This window comes from Brevundimonas sp. EU05-FHT14B11 (genome assembly GCF_058790835.1).
In genome coordinates this window covers 476,589-502,425 of record NZ_JBYTCY010000003.1, presented here as the reverse complement: position 1 = coordinate 502,425, position 25,837 = coordinate 476,589, and the positions used below count along the sequence as shown (strand labels likewise).

The window sequence follows — 25,837 nt, the reverse complement described above, 5'->3', positions numbered from 1 at the left end:
GCGACCCCGGCCGGTTTTGTTTTGGGTGAAGGAGATCGCCATGGTCCGCCGTCCGCTGTTCGCCGCCGCCGCCCTGGCGCTGCTCGCCGCCCATCCGGCCGCCGCCCAGGATCAGTCCGGCCCTTGGACGCCGCTGATGACCTTCGGGCCGGGGGTGGTGGGACGGGAGGCGCGGCCGGCGGTCTCCGGCCCCGACGGTCTCGAGGTCCGGATCATCATCGCCTGGCGGGACCCGGGTGACGCCGCCATCGGCGACTACATGCTGGGGCGTTTCCTGGTGAACTGCGACGCGCGGCAGGCCTCGGCCATGGAAGCCGTGACGATGTCGCTGACCGAGGGCGAGCTGAGCCGGGAATCCCGCGAGCGCCCGAACTGGGGCGATGCGGCCCCGGGGTCACCCTCGGCGGCGCTGATCGGGGTATTGTGCGACGGGAGGATGGTTCAGGACGGCCCGCTTCATGCGGACGCCGCGGCCTTCGTCGCCGCCGCCCGCCGGACGCCGCCCGCACCCTGATCGGGGCGGGCGGCTCCAGGCCTCAGTCCGTGGTCCAGGACGCGGGCTCTTCGCGCACCGGAGCCGGCGCGTGGCCTTCGTTGCGGCGCGCGGCGAACCCGCCGCCGAGGTGGCGCGAGATCCATTTGGCGATGTCGTCGATGATCGTGAAGATCGGCGGGATGAACAGCAGCGACAGGAAGGTGGACGAGATCAGTCCCCCGACCACGGCGATGGCCATGGGCTGGCGGAACTCGACGTCCGCGCCCCAGCCGATGGCTACCGGCAGCATGCCGGCGCCCATGGCGAAGGTGGTCATCAGGATGGGCCGCGCCCGCTTGTGGGCGGCGTCCATGATGGCCTCGAAGCGGGTCATCCCGGCCTTCTCGGACATGACGATGTAGTCGACCAGCAGGATCGAGTTCTTCGCCGCGATCCCCATCAGCATCAGCACGCCGATGAGGGACGAGATCGAGAAGCTGGACTGTCCGATCATCAGCGCCGCCAGCGCCCCGCCCACCGCCAGCGGCAGGGAGGCCATGATGGTGATCGGGAAGGCGAAGCTGCGGAACAGCAGCACCAGCACGGCGTACATCAGGAACAGGCCGGTGGCGAAGGCGATGGCGAAACCGGTGACCATCTCCTGGATGAATTCGGCGTCGCCGGCCGGAACCTCGCGGACGCCTTCCGGCAGGGTCTTCACCGAAGGCAGCTCAGCGACACGCTTGGCGGCGTCGCCCGACCGGATGCCGTCCAGTTCGGCGGTGATCGAGGCGATCCGCGCCCGGTCCTGCCGGCGGATTTCCGACGGGCCGGCGCCGAAGGCGATATCGGCCACCGAACTCAGCGGGACCGCCCCTCCGTTGCTGGTCGGCACGCGCAGGGTCTCCAGCACCGCGAGGTCCTCACGCGCGCCTTCGGTCAGTTGCAGCCGGATCGGCACCTGCCGGTCGCCCAGATTGTATTTGGGCAGGTTCTGCTCGACGTCGCCGATCGTGGCGACGCGAATGGTCTGCGAGATGTCGCCGGTCGACACCCCCATCAGGGCCGCCTCGTCGGCGCGGGGCGTCACCAGGATTTCGGGGCGGGCGATCGACGCCGTGTTCACGACGTTGGCCAGGCCGTCGACGGAGCGCATCTCGGCTTCGATCTTGCGCGCCGCGGCTTCCAGCTTGTCGCCGTCGTTGCTCAGGATGGCGAAGGTATAGCTGGTCCCGTCGCTGGGCCCGCCGCCTTCCTGGGCCGCGCCGGCGCCGATGCGGACCCCCGGCACGTCGTTCCAGCCGTCGACCATCACCCGCTGGAATTCCTGCTGGGTGATCTTGCGATCGCCCTTGGGGACCATGTCCGCATAGATGTTGGCCTGGACGACGCTCTGACCGCCGACCTGGGCGTAGACGGAGGTCACCTCCGGCCGGGCTTCCAGATCACGCGTCAGGCGTTGAACCACGTCATCCGTCTGGCGCAGGGTCGCGCCCGGCGGCAGTTCGACCGAGAAGGCCGCGCGGGACTGATCGCCCGCCGACATGAACTCGAACGGGACGGCGCCGCTGGCGATGATGCCCACCGAGGCCAGCAGGAAGCCGGTGCCGAGGCCGAAGACCTTCCAGCGGTTGGTCACGCTCCACTTCAGCGCCTTCAGATAGCCGCCCATCCATGGCGGATCCCTGTCCTCGTGCTTGTGGTGCTTCAGCAGATAGGCCGCCATCAGAGGCGTCAGCGTCCGGGCGACCACCAGCGAGAAGGCCACGGAGACGCAGGCCGCCAGGGCGAAGGCCTTGAAGAACTGGCCCACGATGCCGGGCATGAAGCCCACGGGCGCGAACACGGCGATGATGGTGGCCGTGGTCGCCACGACGGCCAGGCCGATCTCGTCCGCCGCCTCCATTGAGGCGTGATAGGGCGTCTTCCCGTCCCGCATGTGCCGGACGATGTTCTCGATCTCCACGATCGCGTCATCGACCAGGATGCCGACCGTCAGCGACAGGGCCAGCAGGGTTACCCCGTTCAGCGACTGGTCCAGCGGCCCGATCACCGCGAACGTCGGGATCAGCGACAGGGGCATGGCCACCGCCGTGATGATCGTCGCCCGCCAGTCGCGCAGGAAGATGAACACCACCACGACCGCCAGCACGGCGCCCAGGATCAGGGCTTCGACCGAGGCCAGATAGCTCTCCTCGGTGAACTCGACGTTGGCGTTGACCTGTTCGATGCTCAGTTCGGGGTGAGCCGCGTCGATCTCCGCGACGACCTCGCGCGCCTTTTCGGCGACCGCGACCTCGCTGGCCGTGCGCGAGCGCAGGAAGTTGAAGGTCACCGCCTCCTGGCCGTTGTAGCGGGCCAGGGTCCGGGGCTCGTTCCAGTGGTCCTCGACCGTGCCCAGGTCGCCCAGCCGGACCGTGCGGCCGCCGCCGATCGGGATCAGGGTCTCGCGCAGCTGTTCGACCGATCCGGCCGAGCCCAGGGTGCGGATCGACCGCTCCGAACCGGCGATGGTCACACGCCCGCCGGGCAGGTCGCTGTTCACCGAGGTCAGCGCCTGGCTGACCGTCGCCGCGGTCACGCCGAAGGAGGCGAGGCGGTCGGGGTCCAGGGCGACCCGGATTTCCCGGTCCACGCCGCCCGAGCGATTGACCTGGCCCACGCCGCGCACGGCCAGCAGGTCCCGGCTGATGTCGTTGTCGACGAACCAGCTCAGTTGTTCCGGCGTCATGGTCGGCGACCGGACCACCCAGGTGATCAGGCTGTCGCCGGTGATGTCGATGCGCTGGACGCTGGGTTCCTGCATGTCCTGCGGCAGGTCGGCGCGCAGGCCGCTCATGGCGTTGCGGACGTCGTTGGTCGCGCGCTCGGTGTCCGTGCCCAGTTCGAACTCGATCTGGGTGTTGGAGACCCCGTCGGTGATCTGGGAGGTGATGTGCCGCACGCCGGACAGGCCGGACAGGGAGTCCTCGACCAGGCGCGTCACCTGGACTTCCATTTCGCTGGGCGCGGCGCCCGGGCGGACGGCCGTGACGTTGACCAGCGGGAAGTCGATGTCCGGATTGTTGTTAATCCGCATGCCCATGAAGCTGATGATCCCGGCCAGGGTCAGCAGCGTGAACATCAGGATGATCGGAATGGGGTTCCGGATCGACCAGGAGGAAATCTGGTTCATCTGGGGGCCCTACTGCCGGGCCGCGGGAGCGCGGGGCGCCGCCGCCGGCGTCGGGGCGGAAACCGTCACGCGGTCGCCTTCGGCCAGGAAGCCGGCGCCGTCGACCACCACCTGGGCCCCGGCGTTCAGACCCGTCACCGCCGTGCGGTCCCCGTTGCGCGAGACCACCGTCACGACCTGGAAACGGACCGTCCCGTCCGTGCGCAGCACGAAGGCGCCCGGCTTGTTCTGGCGGTACAGCACGGAGGCCGTCGGCACGGTCACGGCGGGCTGGTCGCCCACGTCGATGCGGGCGCGGGCGAACATGCCGGGCCGGAAGCCGCTGCCCGACAGGGCGATGCGGGCTACGCCCAGGCGGGTCTCCGGGTTGACCTCGGGGGTCACGATACGCACGCGGCCCGAAGCGTCGCCCACCTGATCGGACGACACCGTCGCCGTCTGGCCGGCGCGCACCAGCGCCAGGTCGGTCTCGGGCACCTGGGCGTCCAGCTCAAGCCGGCCGTCGCGGACGATGCGGAACAGTTCGGTTCCGGCCGAGATGATCTGGCCGCGCGTGACGCTGCGGCTGATCACCAGGCCCGACACCGGCGCCTTGATCGTGGCCTGCGACAGGCGGGTCTGGGTTTCCGACAGGGCGGCGCGGGCCGAGGCCAGATTGGCCTGCGAGGCGCGCTGATTCGCCAGGGCCGTGTCCAGCCCCGCCTGGCTGAGGAAGCCGCGGGTCTTCAGTTCCTGGGCCCGGCCCAGCGCCGCGTCGTCGCGCGCCGCATTGGCCTCGGCCGTCTGCACTCCCGCCTGCTGCTGGCGCAGCTGGGCGCGCAGCAGGGCGTCGTTCATCTGCACCAGAGGCTGACCCTGCCGGACGTAGGTCCCCTCGTCGACATAGACCGCCGTCGCCGTCAGTCCGCCGGTCTCGGCGCCCACCGGGACCTCTTCCCAGGCGGAGACGGAACCGGAGGCCGTGATCGTGCGCGTCAGGTTCTGCAGCGTCGCGGCCTGCACCGTGACGGCCTGACCGCTGGCGTGACCGGCATCGGCCTTCTTCTCGGCCTCCTTGGCCTTCTCGTCGCCGCCGCCGCAGGCGGCCACGGCCACGCTCACAGCCATCAAGGCGGCAGCAGTGACGGTCCAGGTGTTGCGGAGTCTCATCGGCATCTGATCCCCTGTGGGCCGGCGCGGTGGGGAGCCGCGGGCCCGGACGGAAGGAACGCCCCTGTGGGCGTCCGGTTGTCATCAGTCGTTGAATACAGATTTCGCCGGCATTCGGAAACGACAAAGCGGCGCCTTACGCGGAAGTAATCAGTAACGAAATCAGTGGCGGAGCCGGAGGGATATCCCGTTGCGTTGGCGCTTTCCCGTGCGTCGTGCTAGGCGCGCCGGACCATGACGACCCCTCCCATCGACCGCATCCGCAACTTCTCCGTCGTCGCGCACATCGACCACGGCAAGTCCACGCTCTCCGACCGGCTCATCCAGTTCACGGGCGGCCTGACCGCGCGCGAAATGTCCGCCCAGGTTCTGGACAACATGGACATCGAGAAGGAGCGGGGGATCACCATCAAGGCGCAGACGGTGCGCCTGAATTACAAGGCCAAGGACGGTCTCGAATACGTCCTGAACCTGATGGACACGCCCGGCCACGTCGACTTCGCCTATGAGGTCTCGCGCTCGCTGGCCGCCTGCGAGGGCTCGCTGCTGGTCGTCGACGCCTCGCAGGGGGTCGAGGCCCAGACCCTGGCCAACGTCTATCAGGCGATCGACAACAACCACGAGATCGTGCCGGTCCTGAACAAGGTGGACCTGCCCGCCGCCGAGCCGGAGCGCGTGCGCGCCCAGATCGAGGACGTCATCGGCATCGACGCCTCCGAGGCCGTGTTGGCCAGCGCCAAGTCGGGCCTCGGCATTGAAGACGTCCTCGAGGCCATCGTCACCAAGCTGCCGCCGCCCAAGGGCGATCCGGACGCGCCGCTGAAGGCCATGCTGGTCGACGCCTGGTACGACCCCTACCTGGGCGTCGTGCTGCTGGTCCGCGTCTTCGATGGGGTGCTGAAGACCGGCCAGCGCGTGAAATTCATGCAGAACGGCTCGACCCACCTGGTCGACCGCGTCGGCGTCTTCCTGCCCAAGAACACCCCGGTCGACCAGCTGTCGGCCGGCGAGGTCGGCTTCATCACCGCCCAGATCAAGGAAGTGGCTCACGCCGCCGTCGGCGACACCATCACCGATGAGAAGAAGCCGACCGCCGAACCGCTGAAGGGGTTCAAGGAGGTCCAGTCCGTGGTCTTCTGCGGCCTGTTCCCGGTCGACGCCGCCGATTTCGAGGACCTGCGCGCGGCCATCGCCCGTCTGCGCCTGAACGACGCCAGCTTCACCTATGAGATGGAGAGCTCGGCGGCGCTGGGCTTCGGCTTCCGCTGCGGCTTTCTGGGCCTGCTGCACCTGGAGATCATCCAGGAGCGCTTGAGCCGCGAGTTCAATCTCGACCTGATCGCGACGGCGCCGTCGGTCGTCTACAAGATCGCCCAGCGCGACGGCACCACCATCGACCTGCACAACCCGGCCGACCTGCCGGACGTGATGCAGATCATGGAAATCAGCGAGCCGTGGATCAAGGCGACCATCCTGACCCCGGACGATTACCTGGGCAGCGTGATCAAGCTGTGCCAGGACCGCCGCGGCACCCAGCTGGAGCTGTCCTACGTCGGCTCCCGCGCCCTGGTGGTCTATGAGCTGCCGCTGAACGAGGTGGTGTTCGACTTCTACGACCGGCTGAAGTCGATCTCGAAGGGCTACGCCTCCTTCGACTACGAGATCACCGGCTACAAGACCGGCGATCTGGTCAAGATGAGCATCCTGGTCAACTCGGAGCCGGTCGACGCCCTGTCGATGCTGGTCCACCGCGGCCGCGCCGAGACGCGCGGGCGCGGCATGGTCGAGAAGATGAAGGAGCTGATCCCGCCCCACATGTTCGTCATCCCGATCCAGGCGGCCATCGGCGGCAAGATCATCGCCCGCGAAACCGTCCGCGCCCTGCGCAAGGATGTGACGTCGAAGTGCTACGGCGGCGACGCGACCCGGAAGAAGAAGCTCCTCGAGAAGCAGAAGGCCGGCAAGAAGCGGATGAGGCAGTTCGGGAAGGTGGAGATCCCGCAGGAAGCGTTCATCGCGGCGCTGAAGATGGATGAGGATTGAGGGCTAAGCGGGCGGCCCTGAAAGCCTCAAGGTGACGCAGGACGTACTTTGGATTTGGCCAAAAGTTTCGATCTTTGGGAAGGCGGATACGAGCCATCTGCCTCTCGAAGAGACTCAGCAACTCTGCGGGAATGCGGTCGCGGGCCACTACGAGCCGATAGTCCTCTGTCAGTGAAATGAGGTGCCGATCGAACAGCCAATGGACTGTGCCTGAAAGCGCAATTCCATTCTGCACCACGTCTGGACCGCCTTGCTCGACTGACCAAATGTGAGCGGCTTGCACTTCAGAACGGCCACTTTCGTCAAGAATGCGTAGGCCGGTGACGGCGCAGGTGTGGCCATATGCCTGGCAGACTAGGCGACGAAAGTTCGCATCTCGGATTTTGCGGTTGGTCAGCGAGCGTTCGATACGCCGAACGAAATCCTCTCCGGGCAGTTCTGAGTAGCCAGAGAGCGGGTGGGTCTGATTTTCCGTCACGCCAGGCCCGTATCGAGCGACATTGTCGATAGAAAAAGTCTCTCCGAGTCCTCGCGAGATTATAGCGGCGAAGTCTTCTTCGGAAATGAGACGCATCGACCTGCCTTGCAGGACCTGGCCAACTCGAGCGGGATTTTCCACCGCACGGAGCTGGGTCTCCCAGTAACTCCCATCAGGCCCTCCCGCGAACGGAACTGGCGGGTCGAACGGGAAGTAGTCAGCGGTGTGAGCGTATGCGTGATCCGGCTGCTGGGCATCCGGTTCAACTGATGTCACGCGAGCGGCGCCGATATAGGCGCGCCGCCCTCCATTCCGTTGGGGCTCACGGTAGACAATCCAGTCCCCGACCACGGCGTGCGCGACGTCGAGATAGTTTCGTCGCGCCGGAAAATGATACCGATCAGCGCTATCATCATAGCCGGAGCCCGGCTTCGTATCAAAAACGCCCTTCACGACTTGGTACGCTCCGCCCCGATCTACAGCGCCGTGGATTTGCCTATCCACGGTAGGTGTAGCTCGGTTCGTACCAACTTCCACTAGTGTTGAGCGTCGATGGTGCGATCCATTCTTGCGGTGGGCGCGGGAGGTGCGGGCGACCTTAGAACCCGAACGTCACCGCCGCCACCACCCCCGCATCCCGCGGCCCGTCGCCGATCGGCGCATAGTACCCCAGCGACACATCCAGATACCGCCCCGGCGCGCGCACGTCGTCGCCGCCCATCCAGTTGCGCCACGCGACGCGCGGGCCGGCTGAGACCGCCCACTCTTCCGCGCGCAGGCTGTCGTAGTCGGCCCGCACGCCGACGCCGGCGGTGAGGGTGTCGCGGCGGCTTTCGGAGGCGACCCAGGTCCAGCCGATGTTGGCGTCGGCGACGGCGTAGGTCTGCTCGTCCTCCAGCAGGCGCGCGGCGTCCACATAGACGTGGGCCGAGGGCCAGGCGTCGCGGTCGTAGCGCAGGTCGCCGCCCACGTCCGCCGACCAGGCGGCGCGCAGCATGGTGTCGTCGCGCGCCGCGTCGCCGATGGCGATCAGGCGGCTGGCTTCCAGCGAGAGATTGGTCTCAGTGAAGGGCTTCCAGCGCACGCCGACCCAGCCCTGGGTGCTGTCGCCGCCGGTCGGGCCGGTGTCGGCGTCCACGGTCTGGTAGGCGCGGGCGAAGACCTGCACCGGGCGGCCGTTGTTGTCGCCGCCGACCCGGGCCCAGACCTCGCCGCCGACCTGGGTGACCTGGTCGCCGCCGGCGTTGACCAGCGTCGTCGCACTGGCCGCGGGGCCGGTCGCAACCGTCACCGTCCCGCCGACGCGATGTTCCAGCGTCTGCAGTTCGCGACCGATTTCATGCCGGCGCTGCGGCGTCAGCTCTGCGGCGGGCAGGGTGCGCGCGCCCTGCTCCAGCCACGTGATCGCTTCGGCGTCCTGGCCGGCGCGGCGGGCCGCATAGGCGGCGTCCAGCGCCTGGGCGCCCTTCAGCGGTTCGGCGCGGTCGGCGGCGGCGAAGCCCTGAACGGCCAGCCGGTCGTCGCGCGCGCCGACGGCGGCGTAGGCGAAGTCCAGCGGTGCGTCGCCCGGCAGCGTGCCGCCGGCGGCGGCTTCGCGCAGGACCGTGCGAGCCTCGCCGGTGCGGCCGAGCTGGACCAGGGCCTGCGCCCGCACGCGGGTCAGATAGGCGCGGCTCTCCGCCGTCGGGGCCAGCGGCGCGGCGAGGGCGTAGGCCTCCACCGCCTGTTCCAGATCGCCGGTCTGGCGCGCGGCCTCGGCGCGGCGAGTCTGGACCCGGTGATCCCAGCTTCCGGCCACGGGCTGCAGGGCGGCGAGCGCGCCCGCATGGTCTCCCGATCCGGTCAGGGCGTCGGCCAGCAGCAGCCGCCAATCCAGATTGTCCGGCGCGGCGGCGACGGCGCGGGCCGCGGGGGCCACGGCGTCGGCGGGGCGTCCGGCGCCCATGGCCTGGTAGGCGGCGGTCGCGTCGGCGTAGCCGTCCGCCTGGGCGGCCACGGTCTGGGCGCGGGCGTCGGCCGGCGTCAGGACCACGGCGCCGGTGGCGGCGAGGGCGACGGAGGCGAGGAGCAGGGAGCGGTTCACGGCGGGGCCTCGGGGGGTCAGACGGGTTCGTGACGGGGGTCGGGCAGGGATTCGGGCGGCGCGCTTCTCAGCGCCTCAGCCAGATGTTCGTTCAGCCAGCGCGCGCTGCGCTGGTCCTTCAGGGCGGTTTCGATATCGGCGGCCGAGACCATGTTCAGCCGGGTCAGGGTCTCGCCCAGCGAGCGGCCGTCGGCGCGCGACGCCGCCAGCGCGGTCTGCAGGTCGGCGTGGGTGATGCGGCCCTGACGGATCAGGATGTCGCCCAGCCGCGCATAGCCGGCCCGCACCGAACGCCACAGCATGGCCTCACGCGAGGCGTCTAGGCGGCCGGCCGCCCGCATCCGCGTCAGCTGCTCGCGCACGCCGGGAAAGGGATCCTCGCCCCAGGCGAAGCGGATCGCGAAGGCGATGTCGCTGAGCGGCGCGAACAGGAAGCGTACGCCGCGCACGCCCTGCTGGCCGAAACGCTTTTCCAGCGCCGTGCGCTGGTCGGAGGGCAGGGGCTCGGCCAGGGCCACGTCCAGATTGGTCCCGGTGCGGCGCAGCGGCACGGCGCCGTACCGCGCGGCCTCCTCCGGCGTCAGCAGGTTCAGCACCGCGGGGTCGATCTGGAAGGGATCGAAGATCGAGGCGTAGGTCTCGCCGCGCTCGGCGAAGGCCTCGGCCAGATGGTCGTCCTCGACCGTGCCGAGATCGAGCAGCAGCAGGCCGAGCGGGCGGTAGTCGGCCTTCTGGGCCTCGAGTGCGGCGGTCAGGTCCGCCTCGCTCACGTGGTTCCAGAAGCGCAGGGTGTCGCCCAGCCGACCCGAGCCCTGCTGCAGTTCCGACAGCGACGGATAGGCGTGCTGAGTCTTGTCCCAGGCGATCGGTCGGCCGGTCATCAGATGGCTGATCCACTGGCGCGAGGCCCGCCAGAAGGCGCCGAACGAGATCAGGTTGGAGGTCACGATCCGCACCGGCGTCAGCGGCACATGCTTCAGGCCGTGATTGATCCCGGTGAACCAGGCGCGGTGCAGGATGCGGTTGACCAGGAACAGGAAGTTGATCGTCACGATCACCCAGACCCAGTGCCGGTCGATCACCGGCGGCAGGTTCACGGCCTCCGGCCAGATCATCTCGACCAGCAGCAGGCCAAGGAGCTGCACCACGATCACATAGCCGAACATGCCCACCGGGGCGGTGAACAGGGCCTTGCGGTCGCGGAACAGGTAGTAGCGGTTCACCAGCCCGCCGAACCATCCCAGCTGGGCCCAGCCCATGATGGAGATGCCCAGGGTCCACCGCGCCTTCTGCCGGACGCTGTAGAAGAATTTGTGCGGGAAGAACTCCTTGGTCGACACCAGTTCACGGCGCTGGATGTCCACCATGCCCTTGCGGAACCAGGCCTTCCTCTGACGCGGCACCCGGGCGTGGTAGCGCACGAACATCGACGGATACCCCAGCGCGCTCAGCCGGTGGGCGACGTCGTAGTCCTCGGTCAGGCTGTCGGTGTTGAACGGCTGGCCGTCCTTTTCCTCGACCAGCGCCATCATGGCCAGGCGATGGAAGGCGGTGGCCACGCCCGCCGACGGAGTCATGCGGGCCAGGGCCGAGCGGACGGGCAGGTCCTTCGTGTGGAACTCGGCGAACTCGTCCATGTAGTGGCAGGCGACGAGGTTGGTCCATTTGCGGTCCATGGACAGGACCGGCATCTGGATCATGGCCGCCTCGTCGACGAACCAGTTGACCGTCTTCAGGCCGAACGGGTGCACCACGTCCTCGGCGTCGTGCATCAGGAAGGCGCCGAACTTCTGGCCGCTCTTCTCCTCGTACAGAAGGATGTTCTGCACGATCCAGTTCAGGCAGTCGGCCTTGGACGTCGGGCCGTCGTGCGGCACCTCGGCCCGATGCACGTTGGGAAAGCGCTGACGCACCTTCTCGACCTCGCGCCGGGTCTCCGGGTCGTTGGCGTAGACCCCCACGAAGATGTGGTAGCGGCTGTAGTCGAAGGTGTTGTTGGTGTTGGCCACCATGCTGGCGATGACGTCCGACTCCTGCCAGGCGGGCACCATGATGGCGATCAGCTTCTCGGGCTCGCGTTCCAGTAGGGCTTGCGGCGCCGGCCGCTCCCAGAAGGTGCAGAACCGCACCAGCAGTCCCCACCAGTAGGCGAGATCGATCAGCAGATCGTCCAGCGAGCTGATCAGGATCAGCACCGCCGAGATGATCACCGCCCAGCGCAGCACCTCCCAGTAGCCCAGGACGAAGGCGTACAGGTCCGCGCCCGTCGGCAGGAACGCCGTCAGGAGGTTCAGCCAGTACCCGAGGGTGATGGCCAGGACGGGAGACATGTCAGACCGCCGCCCGGATCTGTTCGCCGCCCGGCGCCTTGGCCGGGCTCCAGCGCGAGACGACGTCGGCGATACGCCCGGCCGCGAAGCCGTCGCCGAACGGGCTGATCGCGCGGACCATCTGCATCCGCTGGGGTTCGTTGGTCAGCAGGGCGGTGGCGGCCTCGACCACGTCGTCCGTCCGCGCGCCGACCAGCTTGGCCACGCCCGCCTCTACGGCCTCGGCCCGTTCGGTGGCGTCGCGCAGCACCAGAACCGGCACGCCAAGAACCGGGCCTTCCTCCTGCACCCCGCCGGAGTCCGAAAGGACCAGGGTGGCGCTCTTCAGGTGCGCGAGGAAGCCGAGGTAGTCCAGCGGCTCGACGATGCGGATGCGGTCCTGGTTCACCAGGGCCGCGTCGACACGACCGCGCAGCGCCGGGTTGGCGTGGGCCGCGAAAACGATCTCGATATCGGACACCTGGTCGCGAATCTGGAGCAGCGCGGCCAGAACCTGTTCCAATTCGGGACCCCAGTTCTCGCGCCGGTGCACGGTGACCAGCACCAGGCGCAGGCCATCGGTCAGCGGGACGGGCGTCACGCGGGCGCCCGACAGCCGAACGGCGTCGATTCCGGTGTTGCCGGTCATGTGGATACGGTGCTGGGACACGCCCCCGCGCAGCAGGTTCCGGACCGCGGCTTCGGTCGGGGCGAAATGCAGGTCGGCCAGCTGACCGACGACGCACCGCCAGCCCTCCTCGGGGAAGGGTTGCTCAAGATCGAAGGTGCGCAGGCCGGCCTCGACGTGGCCGATCGGAATCCGCCGGGCGAAGCCCGCCATGGCCCCGGCCGCCGTGGTTGAGGTGTCGCCCTGCACCAGCACTAGCTGTGGGGCCAGACGGCCCAGAACGTCATCCAGCCGGTCCATGATCTGGGCGAAGCGTCCGCCCAGGGTGCGCTCCGGCGAGGGCGGGTCCAGCCGGATCTCCGGCGTGATTCCGAAAGTCTCCAGCGCCTGCGCGTTCAGGGAGCCCTGCTGCTCGGTGGAGATCCACACGGGCTCCAGCCCGGGCACGGCGCCCAGCGCGGCTCGAACCGGCGCCAATTTGACGACTTCAGGACGAGTGCCTGCAAGTATAGCGATCTTCACAACCGGCCCCACAACCTTATCGAGAGGTCTCGATCGTCGCGGTGTGCAACTCTCGCGCCCAACAGAGGCTGAGGGTCTTGTTGTCCGCCGTTCATCTACACGAACCCCCTCAGGCCCGGACGGGCGTCTAGCCGGGGTAGGCGACCAGACCGCGGCTGCCTCAAGACCGCTTTACGGCAGCTTCACCGTTGCCGCAGCAGATCGTTCCACCGCCAGCTTCCGGTCCCCAGCACCACTCGCGCCGCGCCGGGGGCGTCGCTCATGGTGATCAGGACCAGGCCGCGCATGGTCTCGCGGCGGCAGGCCTGCGGGGCGAAGGCGACCTCCAGGGCGATGGCCTGACGCACGCCCGCCAGTCCCTTGCCCGACTGCCCCGGGGTCTGGCGCCAGTCGCCGTCCCAGACCAGCAGGGCCCGGCCCGGACCGGCGGCGCTATGGGCGCTGGCGATGGCCGCGCGCACATCGGCGTCGCCGCGCAGGGCGTTCTGGAGCTCGCGCACCATGTCGCAGCCGCCGCCGTCCCCGGAACCGCCGCCTCCGCCGCCCGCACCGCCCGCGCCTCCGGCTCCGCCGCCGGATCCCGCGCCGGCCCGCAGCGCTCCAGCCAGCTGGGCCTCGCCCACGGTCGGCATCGGAAGGGCGGGCGGCGCTTCAGGCGCTGCGGCGGGCAGGGGGACGGACTCCATCCGCGGCGTCGGCGGGGCCGGGCGCACGCGCAGGGGCGGGCGCGGCGCCGGCGGCCTGGGCGGGGCGGGCGCGGGATCAGGCGGTCCGGCGGGCGGCGTCGGCGTCTCCGCCTTCGGACCGGGCGGCGGCGGCGCCTCGGTCGGCGCTGGCGGCGGCGGCGGGGGTTTCGGCGGCGGGATCAACTCCACCAGGATCGCCGGCGGCTCGACCGGCGCCGGCAGGGCGCCCGGATCGCCGCTGGCCGCGAACAGAACCGGCAGCAGGGCGGCGTGGGCCAGTACCGCGACCGCCGTCGCGCCGACCCTTCCGCCGTTTCGCCGTCGTCTCGCTTCGCGCATCCAATCTCCGGAACGATGTTAGATGAAAATCGCTGTCTCGATGATGAGTCGCGCCTCGCGTCAGCATCATGGCGCCGCACTACAAGTTGAAAGCAAGCTTTACCGTAAGAGATGACAGAGTATCTCGATGCAATAAATCGCATAGCTTCCATTCGTCTCATGCAACCTCATTCGCCGTTCGTCGTTGGGCAACCTGTGCTGGGCGGCTCGCGCGACAACCGGACCATGGCGCACCGGACCATTGATGGAGAGACTCTTGATCAGATCGAAACTCAGGATGGCCGCGGCCGCAGGCGTTCTTCTGGCCGTGGGCGTCGCCGCCTCGGGCTGCGCTAGCCACCGCTTCGTGCGCGATCAGACCGCCGTGGTCGATGCGCGCGTGACCACGGTCGAGGGCACCGCCGGCGAAGCGCTCGCCCGCGCCAACTCGGCCCACAAACTGGCCGAGGGCAAATTCCTGTACGAGGTCGTCCTGTCGGATGACTCGGTGAAATTCCCGACCGACATGCACGGTCTCTCGCCCGAGGCGGAACAGCGTCTGTCCGAGTTCGCCCAGCGCCTGACCAGCGAGAACCAGAACGTCTATCTGGAGATCCAGGGCTATACCGACAGCGTCGGCGACGCCGCGCACAACGACCAGCTCGGTGAAGCCCGGGCCGAGGCCGTGCGCCGCTTCCTCAGCCGTCGGGGCGTGGCCCTGAACCGCATGGCGGCCATCTCGTACGGCGAGGAATCGCCGGTGGCCTCTAACGACACCCCCGAGGGCCGCGCCCAGAACCGGCGCGTGACCATCGTCGTCCTGGCGTAAGCCGGACGACGACGGACTTTCCCGGCGGCCGCGCGGTTGACGCCGCGCGGCCGTTCCCGTCTGTGTGTCGGCCCGCCTGTAGCCGAGTCCGACCATGACTGACGCCCTCAACCTCGCCTTCACCGACAGCCCGCTGAACCCGCTCGAGGTCGCCCTGAACGACAGTCTGGCGCCGCCCGCGGACATGGGCCTGTTCGAGGCCCTGCTGCTGGGCGAGGACCTGTTCGCCGTGCCCCAGCCGGACAGCGTCGGCGCCGGTCTTTCCGAGGGCGCCCAGATGATCAGCCCGGGGCAGGAGCTGATCCTGCGCGGCCTGCGCATGAAGGACGGCCGCGACACCGTCGCTCTCTTCACCGATCCCCAACGCGTCGCCCAGGTGTTCGGCGCCGACGCCGCCTTCATCGCCATTCAGGGTCGCCACCTGTTCGAGCTGCTCCAGGACGCGGTGATCCTGATCAACCCGGCCGGCGGTCGCGGCGTGATGATGAACCCCGACCAGATCCGGGCCATTCTGGCTCGGGCTCCGGCGCGGATGGGGTAGGGGCCGCCGGCCGGGCCTAGACCAGCCGGTATTCATAGCTGGTGGGGCTCAGGCGATCGTCCTCCAGAAGCCACGGCGAAAGAACCAGAAGCGTCCCGCCCGAGGCGGACACGCCGTCCTTCCCCAGCTTGACGCCATGCACCACGAGGAGCGCGTTCAGCGGATGGGACGCGCGATGCAGCGCCACCTCGTTCCGCGTGACCAGGATGCTCTTGGGGCCCGCGGTCGTGCCCTTGACCTCGATGACCCAGTCCTCGCCGTCGCGCTGGGCGCGAAAGTCGCAGCTGTCGGTGGATGAGACGTCGGTGAAGGTGAACCCTTCCTGCGAAAGCCATTCCTCGGCGACGCGCATCGCGCGCAGTTCGACCGCCGTCTTGGCCGCGGTGTCGAGGCCCCATCCCTGTCCGCGCTGAGGTGGTTTGAACGGCGCCGCCATCTCCTCCGCCAACTGCAGGATGTGGACGACTTCCGCACTGGAGGAGCCGGGCGTGATCCCCGCCTCGTCGGCGCGATAGAGTTTGGCCAGCGCGCCGGAAAACAGAATGAGATCGCCGACCAGCGCCTCGTCGGCGGGTATCGATCCGTCGGCGTAGAATTTCGAGAACAGGGCCGTTCGTTCGTAGGCCGCCGCCAGATGCTGCCGGCCCAGAACGACGCCGGCCTGCACCGCCTCGTCGTGGGCCAGGTCGTTCCTCACGACGGAGCGTCCCCAATCGACCAGCTCAGCGGCTTCGCCTCGGCCCAGGCTTTTGAATTGTCGGCCTTCCCCGGTCGTCGATCCGTGGATCAGGCACAGGGAGACGCCGGCGCCGTCCGGATGGAAGAGATAGCTGATGGACCAGCCCTTGGTCGGGGCCGGCGCCATTCTCCTGGAACAGAGCCTGATCCACGGGATGACGGCCTTGCGACCCGAGCCGTCGCTGCCCCGGACTTCCAGATCGTCCCCGTAGCGTCCCAACACCCGCGCGATTTCAAGACGCCACTCGTTGATCTCCAGCCGCAGGGCGTCGCGAACCAACTCACCCCTCAGCGCCATGGCCGGCGTGCCGACCGACGAATGCTCGTGCTGGAGCGAGATGATGGATTGCAGGATCGACGAGAGTGACATGCGCCTTTGCGCGCCTCCCCCGCGCCCTCGGCGGGTTCCTATCTCAGGTAGGAAGCAAACCTATCCGCCTACCCTAGGTTAGGCATGGCGCGAGGGGGGACAGCAACAGGTTTTAGTCGGCCTGAGGTGTCTTCACCGCCCTACCGCTTCCTGAACCGCGTCGCCTCGGCCGCCATCTTCGATCCCCAGTCGTCGCCGCGGTCGTCCGGGCCCGGCTCGGGCTGGAAGGGCAGTTCGCCGGCGACGCCGCGCATGGCCAGCGCCAGCGGCAGGGTCCAGTGGGCCAGCATGCGCAGGGGCTTGCGCTTGGCGTCCGCGACATCCCAGCCCTCGGCCTCGAAGGCGTCGGCCAGGTCGAAGCCGGTGAGGCGCTCGATACCGTCCCAGTCGGCGGGCAGGGCCACGGCCTCCGCCTCGTCCGGGGTCAGGCCGAAGGCGGCCTTCGCCGCCTCGGCGATCTCGGGGAATTCGTCGCGCGTGTCGGGGTCGGCGAGGCGCGGCTTCATCAGCGCCTTCATCTCCAGGGCGTCGAGGCCCGGCAGGTCGATCAGGCGGCGCAGGGGAGCTTGGGTCATGGGCGCGGTGTAGCGTGTCGGGCTCAAGGACGACAGAGGAGGCGACAGCGGCGGCGAAGAGGTGGAGGATGGGCTCCCCTTCGCCGAGATCATTTCATGCCCGCTTCCGACGCCGCCAAGCCGCCCCGCCTCGCCGTGCTGATCGACGCCGAGAACGCCTCGGCCCGGATCGCCGAGGCCCTGTTCACCGAGATCGCCACCCTGGGCGAGGCCTCGGCGCGGCGCATCTACGGCGACTTCTCCAGCGCTCAGCTGGCCGGATGGACGCGGGTCCTGGCCCGCTTCGCCATCCAGCCGCAGCAGAATTTCGCCAACACCAAGGGCAAGAACTCCGGCGATATCGCCCTGGTGATCGACGGCATGGACCTGCTGCATTCGGGCCGGTTCGACGGCTTCTGCCTGGTCTCCTCGGACGCCGACTTCACCCGGCTGGCGTCGCGGATCCGCGAGGAGGGGGTCGATGTCTACGGCTTCGGCGAACAGAAGACGCCCGAGAGCTTCCGGCAGGCCTGCACCCGCTTCATCTACACCGAGAACCTGAGCGCCCCCGCCGCCGAGGAGGGGACGGTCGCCGCGCCGGCGGGCAAGGCGCCGGCCGCGCCGGCGGTGCGCCGCAAGCCGTCCGAGGCCGCGCGCCTGATCGCCTCGGTCATCGCCGACATGGACGAGGACGGCGACGGCTGGGTGACGGTCGGCGGCATCGGCAACCGGCTGCGCAACGCCTATCCCGACTTCGATCAGCGGTCCTACGGCCACGCCAAGCTGTCGGACCTGATCCGCGCCACCGGCCGCTTCGATGTGGAGACCGGCCAGGGCGGCGCGATGCGGGTGCGCGACAAGGCCTAGAAGCGGACGACGGTCCGCACGGCCTTGCCCGCGTGCAGGTCGTCAAAGGCGGCGTTGATGTCCTCAAGCGCGACGACGCCGGTCAGCAGCCGGTCGACCGGCAGACGGCCCTCGCGGAACAGGGCGATGTAGCGGGGGATGTCGCGCGACGGGATGGCCGTGCCGATATAGCTGCCCTTCAGGGTCCGCTCCTCGGCGACCAGATTGACGACGTTGACCGCCAGCGCCGCCTCGGGCGGGGGCAGGCCGGCGGTGACCGTGGTCCCGCCCCGGCGGGTCATCTTCCACGCCGCCTCCAGCGCCCGGACCGAGCCGGCCATTTCCAGGACCACGTCGGCGCCGCCGCCGGTCAGGGCGCGCACCTGTTCGACGGCGTCGGCGTCCGCGGCGTTGACGGTGAGGACGGGGCCGAGGGAGCGGGCCAGCGCCAGCTTGTCCTCGGACAGGTCCACGGCCACGACGGGGCTGGCGCCGCTGGCCAATGCGCCCAGCACGGAGGCCAGGCCGACCCCGCCCAGACCGACCACGGCCACCGACTGCCCGGCCTTGACCTGCGCGGTGTTCACGACGGCCCCGACCCCGGTCAGGACGGCGCAGCCGAACAGGGCGGCGTGCTCGAACGGCAGGTCGGCCGGGACCTTGACCAGCGACCGGCGCGAGACGACCGCGCGGTCTGCGAAGGCGGAGCAGCCGAGGTGATGGTGCAGGTCGCCCTCGGGGCCGTGCAGGCGGACGCCGCCGCCCAGCAGTTCGCCCTTGCCGTTGGCCGCCGCGCCGGGCTCGCACAGGGCCGGGCGGCCGCCGGCGCAGGGCTGGCAATGGCCGCAGCTGGGCATGAAGACCATGACCACATGGTCGCCGGGCCGCAGGTCGTCGACGCCGGGGCCGACCGCCTCGACCACGCCGGCCGCCTCATGGCCCAGCGCCATCGGCATGGGGCGGGGCCGGTCGCCGTTGATGACGCTGAGGTCCGAGTGGCACAGGCCCGCCGCCCGGACCGCCACGAGGACCTCTCCAGCGCCCGGCGGGTCCAGGGTGACGGTCTCGATCGCCAGCGGACGGCTGTCGGCATAGGGGCGGGAGGCGCCCATGGTGCGGAGGACGGCGGCGCGGGTCTGGATCGGCGTGCTCATGACCAGACGCTAGACCATTTTCGCTTCGGGCCGGAACGGCCCGAATCCAGAAAATGGTCCAGCATTAAACTGGACCGAAATCTGGGTTGAGTTGGGCCCTGCCCAACCCAACCGATTTCGGTTCGGGCGCTTGACGCGGCGTCCGCCAAGCCCGAGCGTCGGTATCGGAAGTCGGCGCAGACCGGCTCCGAGGGACGAACGACCACACAGCGCGGCGCACTCATCCTGCGCTCAAGCAGCGAGGCGCCGCGCGCCGAGCGGTAGCGCACCTAAAAGAGGGAAGGGACTTAATGACCGGGACCATCGAACGCACGAAGCGCGGCGATTACCGCCGCTTCCAGCAGATCTCGACGCGCTGGATGGACAACGACGTCTACGGCCACGTGAACAATGTGGTCTATTATTCGTGGTTCGACACGGCGGTGAACCGGCTGCTGGTGGTCAACGGCGTGCTGGACATCCACGAGGGCACGACCATCGGCCTGGTGGTCGAGACGGGCTGCCGGTATTTCTCGCCGACGGCCTTCCCGGACGAGATCGAGGCCGGGGTGCGGGTGGCGCACGTGGGCTCAAGCTCGGTTCGCTACGAGATCGGCCTGTTCCGCAACAACGAGCAGGAGGCCGCCGCCGTCGGCTATTTCGTCCACGTCTATGTCGACCGAGAGACCAAGCGGCCGGTGCCCGTGGACGAGAAGATGCGCGGCTTCCTTGAGAGCCTGAAGAGCTGACCGGATGAAGAGCACGGCCCTCGCGCTTCTCAAGAAGGCCGAGACGGTGCTGCAGGAAAGCCGTGACGCTCGCGGGGAATGGCTCGCGTACAGAACCTCGCTTGCGCGTTCAGAGGCCGTGAAACGCTCGCTGGCCGAGGTGGACGCCGCGATCAGGCAGGCCCTCGCTAGCCACGCGGACATGATGCGGGCCTATACAGACCTGGACGACGCCCTTGCGGCCATTAGCCGGGCTTCAGCCAGTACGCTGCCGCCACAAGGTGCGGAGGCCGGGGCGGTGGACCGGATGCAGATCGAGACCCTGTCTCGCGCTGACGCCGCGTTTGGACTCGCGCTCGACACGGCGGCGTTTCGTGTCGCTCAGGAGTGCGGACGTCTCGCCTCGGTCCTGGCGCCCAACGACAGCCAGACGCTGACTTCGCTGATCGATTCACTGGTGCGGAACGGCGCTGACGCCGCGGCCAACTTCACCCCGATCGGGAATTTCATCGCGATCTCGAAGGCTGTCCAGAGGGCGGCCGACGATATCGCCAATCACGTCTCCAAGCCCTGGCCGGTGGAGATCGTGCTGGCGGATGGATGGTTCAGCCTGTCCGATCGCCTGAAAGACCAGCTGGTTGAATGCGACAACTGGAACAAGCTCGTGGAGGCCGACCTCACATACCGGAGACATTCCATCCAGAACTCCGCCCTTCTCGGGACGGCGGGAGAATAGCGTCTCAGTCGTCCAGGCGGCCCATCAGGGCCAGGGCGCCGACGGCGGTCAGCACACCGAGCGCAAAGGCGCCGATGACGGCGCCGGTGGCGACGGCGGTCGGCACGGTGACGGGGCGGGCTTCGTACCACTCGACGATGTCGGCCTCATGCAGGTCGTCGTCGTGATAGCCCTCGGCTGCGTAGATGGCGTCTTCGGCGGTCATGTCGGGGCTCCGTCTGCTGATCCGAAATGCCTGTAAAGCTCTACAGGTTCCTGAATCGTGACACCGCCGCCGCCTTCGGCTAGATCGCGGCTCCGACTTTCGACCCTTTGAGACGACCGGAGACCGAACCCATGGCCGGCCATTCCAAGTTCAAGAACATCATGCACCGCAAGGGGCGCGCCGACGCCCAGCGTTCCAAGCTGTTCTCCAAGCTGTCGCGCGACATCACGGTCGCCGCCAAGTCGGGCATGCCCGACCCCGCCATGAACCCGCGCCTGCGTCTGGCGGTGAACAACGCCAAGGCCGAAAGCCTGCCCAAGGACGTCATCCAGCGCGCCATCAACAAGGCCTCGTCAGGCGATGTCGATACGATGGAAGAGGTCCGCTACGAGGGCCGCGGCCCGGGCGGCGTCGGCATCATCGTCGAAGCCCTGACCGACAACCGCAACCGCGCCGCCTCCAACATCGGCGCCGCCTTCAAGAAGAACGGCGGGGCGCTGAGCGAGATGAACTCGGTCGCCTTCATGTGGGATCGCGTCGGCCAGATCATCTACAAGGCCGAGGCCGGCACCGAGGACGCCGTCATGGAAGCCGCCATCGAGGCGGGCGCCCAGGACGTCGAGAGCGATCTGGTCAAGCCGGACATCTATGAAGACGCGCCGGGCCATACCATCTGGACCGCCTTCGAGGACCTGAACGAGGTGGCCGAGGCCATGTCCAAGGTGCTGGGCGACCCGAAGTCGACCGCCATCGTATGGAAGCCCCAGTCGGAGGTGCCGGTCACCGGCGAAGCCGTCGGCACCCTGCTCAAGCTGCTCGACGCGCTGGACGCCGAGGACGACGTGCAGAACGTCTATTCGAACGAGGACATCTCGGACGAAGACGCCGCCAAGTACGCGGGCTGACCCCGTACGCCGTCCAGCAGACGGCGCCTGAGGGGAAGCGGCGGGGCTTCTCTCTCTCTAGACGATGTAGGGCGACTTTTCCTCCAGCCAGCCAGAGTCATGGCTGATCGGCCGGCCCGGGCGGCGCAGGCGGATCATGCTGTGCAGGGCGTCGCTCAGCGCCATCAGCTGTTCGTCCGACAGTTCCACGGCGGCGCGGATCACCTCAGCCTTCAGGGCGGTGAATGTCTCCGGACAGAGGCCGCGTTCGGGCGGGGAGGTCATGACGTCATCCTAGAAACGGGCGGTGACGGCGAAGCCGAAACGGGATCGGGCGCCCGAAGGCCGCGGATCGTCGACGGCGCGGGCGCCCTCCAGCTCCACCATGACCTTGTCGGCGACGGCGATGCGGACGCCGCCGCCGGCGGACATCAGGCTGTCGGACCGTTCGGCGAAGGGGCCGCGGGCGTTGACCATGACCTCGCCGCCATCGGCGAAGGCATAGAGCTCGCTGCCGGCGAACGGGCGGGGGACGAAGGCGGGGCGCCAGGCGGTCTCGATCTTGGCGCCGTAGCCGCTGTCGCCGACCAGCAGGCCCGAACCGAAGCCTCGGCCGAAGTCGGTCCCGCCCAGGCTGAACAGCTCGGCGGTCGGGGTGCGGTCTTGCGAATACTGCACGGCGACAGCCCCGCTGACCCGGACGCTTCGGCCGAAGGCGCGGGCCCCGTCGACGCGGCCGTTGAGTTTGGTGAAATCGGCGTCGGTGAAGCCGTCGACTTCGGCGCCCAGGCCGTCGACACCGCGGCTGATCGTCAGGCTGGCGTTGAGGGTCGAGCCGGTCCCGATCTGGCCGAAGGCGGCGGAGGCGCGCAGGGCGCGGGTCTTCTCGGTCGCGCGCAGATTGCCGAACACGGCGTTGTCGCTGTCCAGGCTGTCCAGCCCGGCGCTGAGCACCAGGTTGCGGCGATAGCTGCGGATCATCGGCCAGCTGAGGACGGCGCCCAGGGTGGTGGCGTCGCCGTCCGCGCCCTCGACCCGGGTGCGCAGCCGCCCGGAGGCCAGCGTCACCGCCATCCCGTCCGCGCCGATCGGCTGGCGGTGGGACAGGCTCAGGAACTGGAACCGGTCGGGGTCGGTCGGGACGGTCAGGGCCAGCCGCGTCTGGTCGCCCATCCGCCAGCCCCCGTTCAAGGTCACCGCGCCGGTGACCTGGGTCCGGCCCAGCGTCTGGGAGCCGCGATTATTGATGTCGGTCTCGAACACCCAACGGCTGAAGTCGACGTCGAAGCCCAGGTCGGTGGCGCCGGGCGTCGCCGACGGCGCGCTCTCCAGCGTCGTCTTCGCCCCGGGGATGTCGGCGATCAGCGACAGATAGCGTTCAGCCGTCTCGCGGGTCAGCGGCGCCTCGGCGGCCAGCCGCCCGGCGTAACGGCGCATCAGATCCACGCTCGGCCGCGTGTCGCCATAGATGGCCACGCGGCCGACCCGGCCCGGCGCGGCGGTGATGCGCAGCAGGCCCGTGGCCGACTCGCGGGTGTCGATGGAGACGATGGGCAAGGCGGCGCGGCGCGACAGGGTCGTGCTGACCGCGGCGCGCAGCCGGGCCAGGCCGTCGGCGTCGAGGGTCTGGCCGATGAAGGGATCGACCGCGGCGCGGATCTCGTCCGCGGCCACGGGCGGCGTCCGGATATCGACGGCGCGCAGCACGAACGGGGCGACCGGCGCATCGGCGCCTTCCGCCTCGGCGGGGGTCGGGGTCGGGGGCGGGGGCTGATCGGGGAGGGGCTGGCTGCGGTCCAGCCGGCCGCGATCGACGATCAGTCCATCCTGGGGACCGTCGGGGGCTGTCATCAGAAGAGCGGCCAGCACGGCGGGTGCGATCATTCACGACATCCTTGCAAGGGACGAGAGGCGGGCGGCGTCGAAAGGCGACGCCGCCCGTCCATTCTCAGTGGCCGCCGCCGGGGCGCAGGCCGCCCAGCAGGCCGCCGACCGGGTTGGCTCCGCCCGTCGCGCCGCCGTTCAGCAGCCCGCCGACCGTGCCGGTGACGCCGCCGAGGACGCCGCCGACGGGATTGGTCCCGCCCGTGGCTCCCGGCGTGCCGCTGACTCCGACGCCGACCGGCTGTCCGTTCGACAGGATGTTGCCCGTCACCGCCGTGCCGGAGGCTCCGGTGGGCGACAACACGTTCAGATCAATGGCCCGATTGCCGCTGCCGGAACCGACGACCTGATGACTGCCGACCGTGAGCCCCAGCAGTCCGGTGGCCGGACCCGAGGCGTTGGTCACCGGCGTATTCGGCGTGCCGGCGCCGACCGTGGCGATCTGCCCGCCGGACAGGACGCCGACCGTGGCGACCGAGCCTGTCTGCTGTGTCGGAGACAGGACGCTGACGCCGAGCGGGCCGCCGGTTCCACCTTGGCCGAGGACCGTGCGGTCGCCGACGGTGACGCGGCCCAAGGGGTCGGTCAGGCCGGTCAGGCCGGTGGTCTCGCCCAGATCGCTCAGGCCGCCGACCAGTCCGCCGCCGATGCCGCCGGGCGCGCCCGGGGTTCCGGGACCTCCGGGCGTACCGGGAGGGCCGGACGGTCCGGGTTCGCCTGGAGCGCCCGGAGCGCCTTGTCCGCCGTCGGAGCCGAAGCCGCCTCCGCCGCCGAGTGAGTATGATCGGTTTCCGTTGCAGCCCGCCACCATGAGCGCCGCGGCGATGCCGCAGCAGATCAAGGCGTTGGGAGCGCTAAAGGTTGTGTGACCCATGGTATTCTCCTTTCCCGAGCCGAAAAAGGAGCGATCCCCCAGGTGGTTCCCTTGGGGTTTCGAGTAATCACTCATTCGTGATCAGATTAGGAAATTGTTAATACTGGATTAACCTAGGAAATTCAGTCGTGGCGGCAATTCCAATAGCAAGGCTTGATGTATTCGTTGATGTTACAACATACGCAGCCGGAGCTTTGCTATTGTGATGAAGGTGCGGACTACTTTCCGTACGCCTTCACCAGTTCGAACAGGAAATCTCGTCCTTCATACAGCGACCGGACGCGAATGCGTTCGTTCAGCCCATGCACGCCGCCGCCGTCGGGGTCGGAGAACAGGCCGGTGACGCCGTAGGTCGGGATGCCGGCGGCGTTGGTGAAGCGGCCGTCGGTGGCGCCTGGGCTCATCGACGGGACCACCGGCACGCCCGGCCACAGATCGGCGGCGATGCGGCGGATCGGATCGACGATGGCGGGGCTCAGCGGCGGGGGCGGCGATGTGGGATCGATCTGGCCCGGAATCGTCACCGCGATGTCCCGATCCGCCAGCACCCGCTCCAGTTCGGCGCGCACCGCCTGTGGATCGTGACCCGGCAGGATGCGGCAGTTCACATTGGCGGTCGCGCGTTGGGGCAGGGCGTTGGGCGCGTGGCCCGCATCGACCATGGTCGCCACGCAGGTGGTGCGCAGCACGGCGTTCCATGCCGGATCGGCCGCGGAAAGCCGCTGCGCCGCCCGCTCGCGGATGTCCAGATTGGCGGCCGCGGCGACCTCGCGCATGGGCAGGGCGTAGGCGGGCGTGACCTCGGCCAGGGCGGTGAAATAGGCCCGGACCGTCGCGTTCGGCTCGGTCGGGAAGGTGTAGCCGCCCAGTCGGGTCAGGGCGGCGGACAGGCGGTAGATGGCGTTGTCCGCAACCGGCCGCGACGAGTGGCCGCCCGGATTGGTGATCTCCAGCCGGTAGTCCTGATAGATCTTCTCGCCGGCCTGGATCTCCAGCGCCACGCGGTTTCCGTCCGCGTCCAGACGCCCGCGCGCGCCCTCGTTCAGGGCGAAGTCCGCCTGCAGCGCGTCGCGGTGGTGCTCCAGCAGCCACGAGACGCCGTTGAAGGTGTCGGAGGTCTCCTCGCCGCAGGTCAGGGCGATCTTGATGTCGCGACGCGGGGTGAAGCCCTGCGCCTTCAGCCGGATCAGGGTGTCGACCCAGATGGCCGCCTGGGCCTTGTCGTCCTGCGCGCCGCGCGCGTGGAAATAGCCGCCCTCCTCGACGAGGGTGAACGGATCGCGGTCCCAGTCCTCGCGGCGGGCCTCGACCACGTCGATGTGGGCCAGCAGCAGGATCGCACCGGCCGACGGGTCCGAGCCGCGCAGCACCGCCGACAGATTGCCGTCCTTCGGCCGCTCCGCCGGAACCAGCACGCGCACGTCGGCGGCCGGGTAACCGGCGGCCAGCAGCCGCGCCGCCATCCGCTCGGACGCCAGGGTGCAACTGCCTTCGGACAGGGTAGTGTTGGTCTCGATCAGTTCCTCGTAGAGGCCGCGAAACGCCTGCTGGTCGGGCCGGGGCGCAGCGTCCTGGGCCCGCGACGGGGCGCCCCCGAAGGCGATGAGGGCGACCGCGATCGCGGCGATGGTTCCGGCGGACTTGGACAT

At 69.1% G+C, this 25,837-nt stretch carries 23 protein-coding genes; 8 read left to right on the top strand and 15 right to left on the bottom strand.

Going from position 1 to position 25,837, the window contains the following annotated elements; translation table 11 throughout:
- Positions 1-40: 40 nt before the first annotated feature.
- Positions 41-514, top strand: a complete 474-nt coding sequence (locus tag AC3WRV_RS15745) for a hypothetical protein (RefSeq protein WP_492313982.1) — start codon at positions 41-43, stop codon at positions 512-514.
- Positions 515-536: 22 nt separating this feature from the next.
- Here the strand turns inward: AC3WRV_RS15745 and AC3WRV_RS15740 are convergent, their stop codons facing one another.
- Positions 537-3,650 (bottom strand): efflux RND transporter permease subunit, encoded by a 3,114-nt coding sequence (locus tag AC3WRV_RS15740; RefSeq protein WP_492313981.1) that lies wholly within the window; start codon positions 3,648-3,650, stop codon positions 537-539.
- Between the two features lie 9 nt (positions 3,651-3,659).
- Positions 3,660-4,805 (bottom strand): efflux RND transporter periplasmic adaptor subunit, encoded by a 1,146-nt coding sequence (locus AC3WRV_RS15735; RefSeq protein ID WP_492313980.1) that lies wholly within the window; start codon positions 4,803-4,805, stop codon positions 3,660-3,662.
- A gap of 228 nt (positions 4,806-5,033) precedes the next feature.
- Between AC3WRV_RS15735 and lepA the strand changes: the two genes are divergently transcribed.
- Positions 5,034-6,842 carry a translation elongation factor 4 gene (lepA, locus tag AC3WRV_RS15730; protein ID WP_492313979.1) on the top strand — a complete coding sequence of 603 codons (1,809 nt, stop codon included), beginning with the start codon at positions 5,034-5,036 and terminating at the stop codon, positions 6,840-6,842.
- On the opposite strand, the gene AC3WRV_RS15725 is transcribed toward lepA, so the two are convergent.
- The 5 genes from AC3WRV_RS15725 to AC3WRV_RS15705 form a co-directional block, all read right to left on the bottom strand.
- Positions 6,811-7,773 carry an HNH endonuclease gene (locus tag AC3WRV_RS15725; protein ID WP_492313978.1) on the bottom strand — a complete coding sequence of 321 codons (963 nt, stop codon included), beginning with the start codon at positions 7,771-7,773 and terminating at the stop codon, positions 6,811-6,813. The genes lepA and AC3WRV_RS15725 overlap by 32 nt on opposite strands.
- Before the next feature lie 145 nt (positions 7,774-7,918).
- Complete coding sequence (locus AC3WRV_RS15720) at positions 7,919-9,403, bottom strand: NfrA family protein (RefSeq protein WP_492313977.1); 1,485 nt, start codon at positions 9,401-9,403, stop codon at positions 7,919-7,921.
- A gap of 17 nt (positions 9,404-9,420) precedes the next feature.
- Positions 9,421-11,733 carry a glycosyl transferase family protein gene (locus AC3WRV_RS15715; RefSeq protein ID WP_492313976.1) on the bottom strand — a complete coding sequence of 771 codons (2,313 nt, stop codon included), beginning with the start codon at positions 11,731-11,733 and terminating at the stop codon, positions 9,421-9,423.
- Position 11,734: 1 nt separating this feature from the next.
- A complete protein-coding gene (gene wecB, locus AC3WRV_RS15710) occupies positions 11,735-12,862 on the bottom strand; it encodes a non-hydrolyzing UDP-N-acetylglucosamine 2-epimerase (protein ID WP_291841225.1) in 1,128 nt (375 codons plus the stop codon).
- Positions 12,863-13,044: 182 nt separating this feature from the next.
- Positions 13,045-13,887, bottom strand: coding sequence for a hypothetical protein (locus tag AC3WRV_RS15705; RefSeq protein ID WP_492313975.1), 843 nt, complete (start codon positions 13,885-13,887; stop codon positions 13,045-13,047).
- A gap of 256 nt (positions 13,888-14,143) precedes the next feature.
- On the opposite strand from AC3WRV_RS15705, the gene AC3WRV_RS15700 reads away from it, so the two are divergent.
- A complete protein-coding gene (locus AC3WRV_RS15700) occupies positions 14,144-14,695 on the top strand; it encodes an OmpA family protein (RefSeq protein WP_492313974.1) in 552 nt (183 codons plus the stop codon).
- A 94-nt stretch (positions 14,696-14,789) separates the two neighbouring features.
- Positions 14,790-15,236 carry an SseB family protein gene (locus tag AC3WRV_RS15695; RefSeq protein ID WP_291840265.1) on the top strand — a complete coding sequence of 149 codons (447 nt, stop codon included), beginning with the start codon at positions 14,790-14,792 and terminating at the stop codon, positions 15,234-15,236.
- A 16-nt stretch (positions 15,237-15,252) separates the two neighbouring features.
- On the opposite strand, the gene AC3WRV_RS15690 is transcribed toward AC3WRV_RS15695, so the two are convergent.
- On the bottom strand, positions 15,253-16,344 hold the full coding sequence (locus AC3WRV_RS15690) for an MrcB family domain-containing protein (protein WP_492313973.1): 1,092 nt from the start codon (positions 16,342-16,344) through the stop codon (positions 15,253-15,255).
- Positions 16,345-16,484: 140 nt separating this feature from the next.
- Positions 16,485-16,919, bottom strand: a complete 435-nt coding sequence (locus AC3WRV_RS15685) for a hypothetical protein (protein ID WP_492313972.1) — start codon at positions 16,917-16,919, stop codon at positions 16,485-16,487.
- 96 nt (positions 16,920-17,015) lie between these two features.
- Here AC3WRV_RS15685 and AC3WRV_RS15680 point away from each other — a divergent pair, with 96 nt between their 5' ends.
- Positions 17,016-17,765 (top strand): NYN domain-containing protein, encoded by a 750-nt coding sequence (locus AC3WRV_RS15680; RefSeq protein ID WP_291840274.1) that lies wholly within the window; start codon positions 17,016-17,018, stop codon positions 17,763-17,765.
- On the opposite strand, the gene AC3WRV_RS15675 is transcribed toward AC3WRV_RS15680, so the two are convergent.
- The gene (locus AC3WRV_RS15675; protein ID WP_492313971.1) at positions 17,762-18,898 is read right to left on the bottom strand and encodes a zinc-dependent alcohol dehydrogenase family protein; all 1,137 of its coding nucleotides are present in this window, start codon (positions 18,896-18,898) and stop codon (positions 17,762-17,764) included. The two genes, AC3WRV_RS15680 and AC3WRV_RS15675, sit on opposite strands and share 4 nt — an antisense overlap.
- 290 nt (positions 18,899-19,188) lie before the next feature.
- On the opposite strand from AC3WRV_RS15675, the gene AC3WRV_RS15670 reads away from it, so the two are divergent.
- Positions 19,189-19,626, top strand: a complete 438-nt coding sequence (locus AC3WRV_RS15670) for an acyl-CoA thioesterase (RefSeq protein WP_492313970.1) — start codon at positions 19,189-19,191, stop codon at positions 19,624-19,626.
- 4 nt (positions 19,627-19,630) lie between these two features.
- Positions 19,631-20,341, top strand: coding sequence for a hypothetical protein (locus AC3WRV_RS15665; RefSeq protein WP_492313969.1), 711 nt, complete (start codon positions 19,631-19,633; stop codon positions 20,339-20,341).
- Between the two features lie 4 nt (positions 20,342-20,345).
- On the opposite strand, the gene AC3WRV_RS15660 is transcribed toward AC3WRV_RS15665, so the two are convergent.
- Positions 20,346-20,546: a hypothetical protein gene (locus tag AC3WRV_RS15660; protein ID WP_291836685.1), complete on the bottom strand. Its 201-nt coding sequence runs from the start codon at positions 20,544-20,546 to the stop codon at positions 20,346-20,348.
- Between the two features lie 131 nt (positions 20,547-20,677).
- Between AC3WRV_RS15660 and AC3WRV_RS15655 the strand changes: the two genes are divergently transcribed.
- Positions 20,678-21,451 (top strand): YebC/PmpR family DNA-binding transcriptional regulator, encoded by a 774-nt coding sequence (locus tag AC3WRV_RS15655; protein WP_492313968.1) that lies wholly within the window; start codon positions 20,678-20,680, stop codon positions 21,449-21,451.
- Positions 21,452-21,508: 57 nt separating this feature from the next.
- On the opposite strand, the gene AC3WRV_RS15650 is transcribed toward AC3WRV_RS15655, so the two are convergent.
- The 4 genes from AC3WRV_RS15650 to AC3WRV_RS15635 form a co-directional block, all read right to left on the bottom strand.
- Positions 21,509-21,715, bottom strand: a complete 207-nt coding sequence (locus AC3WRV_RS15650; protein ID WP_492313967.1) for a hypothetical protein — start codon at positions 21,713-21,715, stop codon at positions 21,509-21,511.
- A gap of 9 nt (positions 21,716-21,724) precedes the next feature.
- On the bottom strand, positions 21,725-23,314 hold the full coding sequence (locus tag AC3WRV_RS15645) for a ShlB/FhaC/HecB family hemolysin secretion/activation protein (RefSeq protein WP_492313966.1): 1,590 nt from the start codon (positions 23,312-23,314) through the stop codon (positions 21,725-21,727).
- A 64-nt stretch (positions 23,315-23,378) separates the two neighbouring features.
- Positions 23,379-24,188: a hypothetical protein gene (locus AC3WRV_RS15640; RefSeq protein ID WP_492313965.1), complete on the bottom strand. Its 810-nt coding sequence runs from the start codon at positions 24,186-24,188 to the stop codon at positions 23,379-23,381.
- 218 nt (positions 24,189-24,406) lie between these two features.
- Positions 24,407-25,837, bottom strand: a complete 1,431-nt coding sequence (locus tag AC3WRV_RS15635) for a M20/M25/M40 family metallo-hydrolase (protein ID WP_492313964.1) — start codon at positions 25,835-25,837, stop codon at positions 24,407-24,409.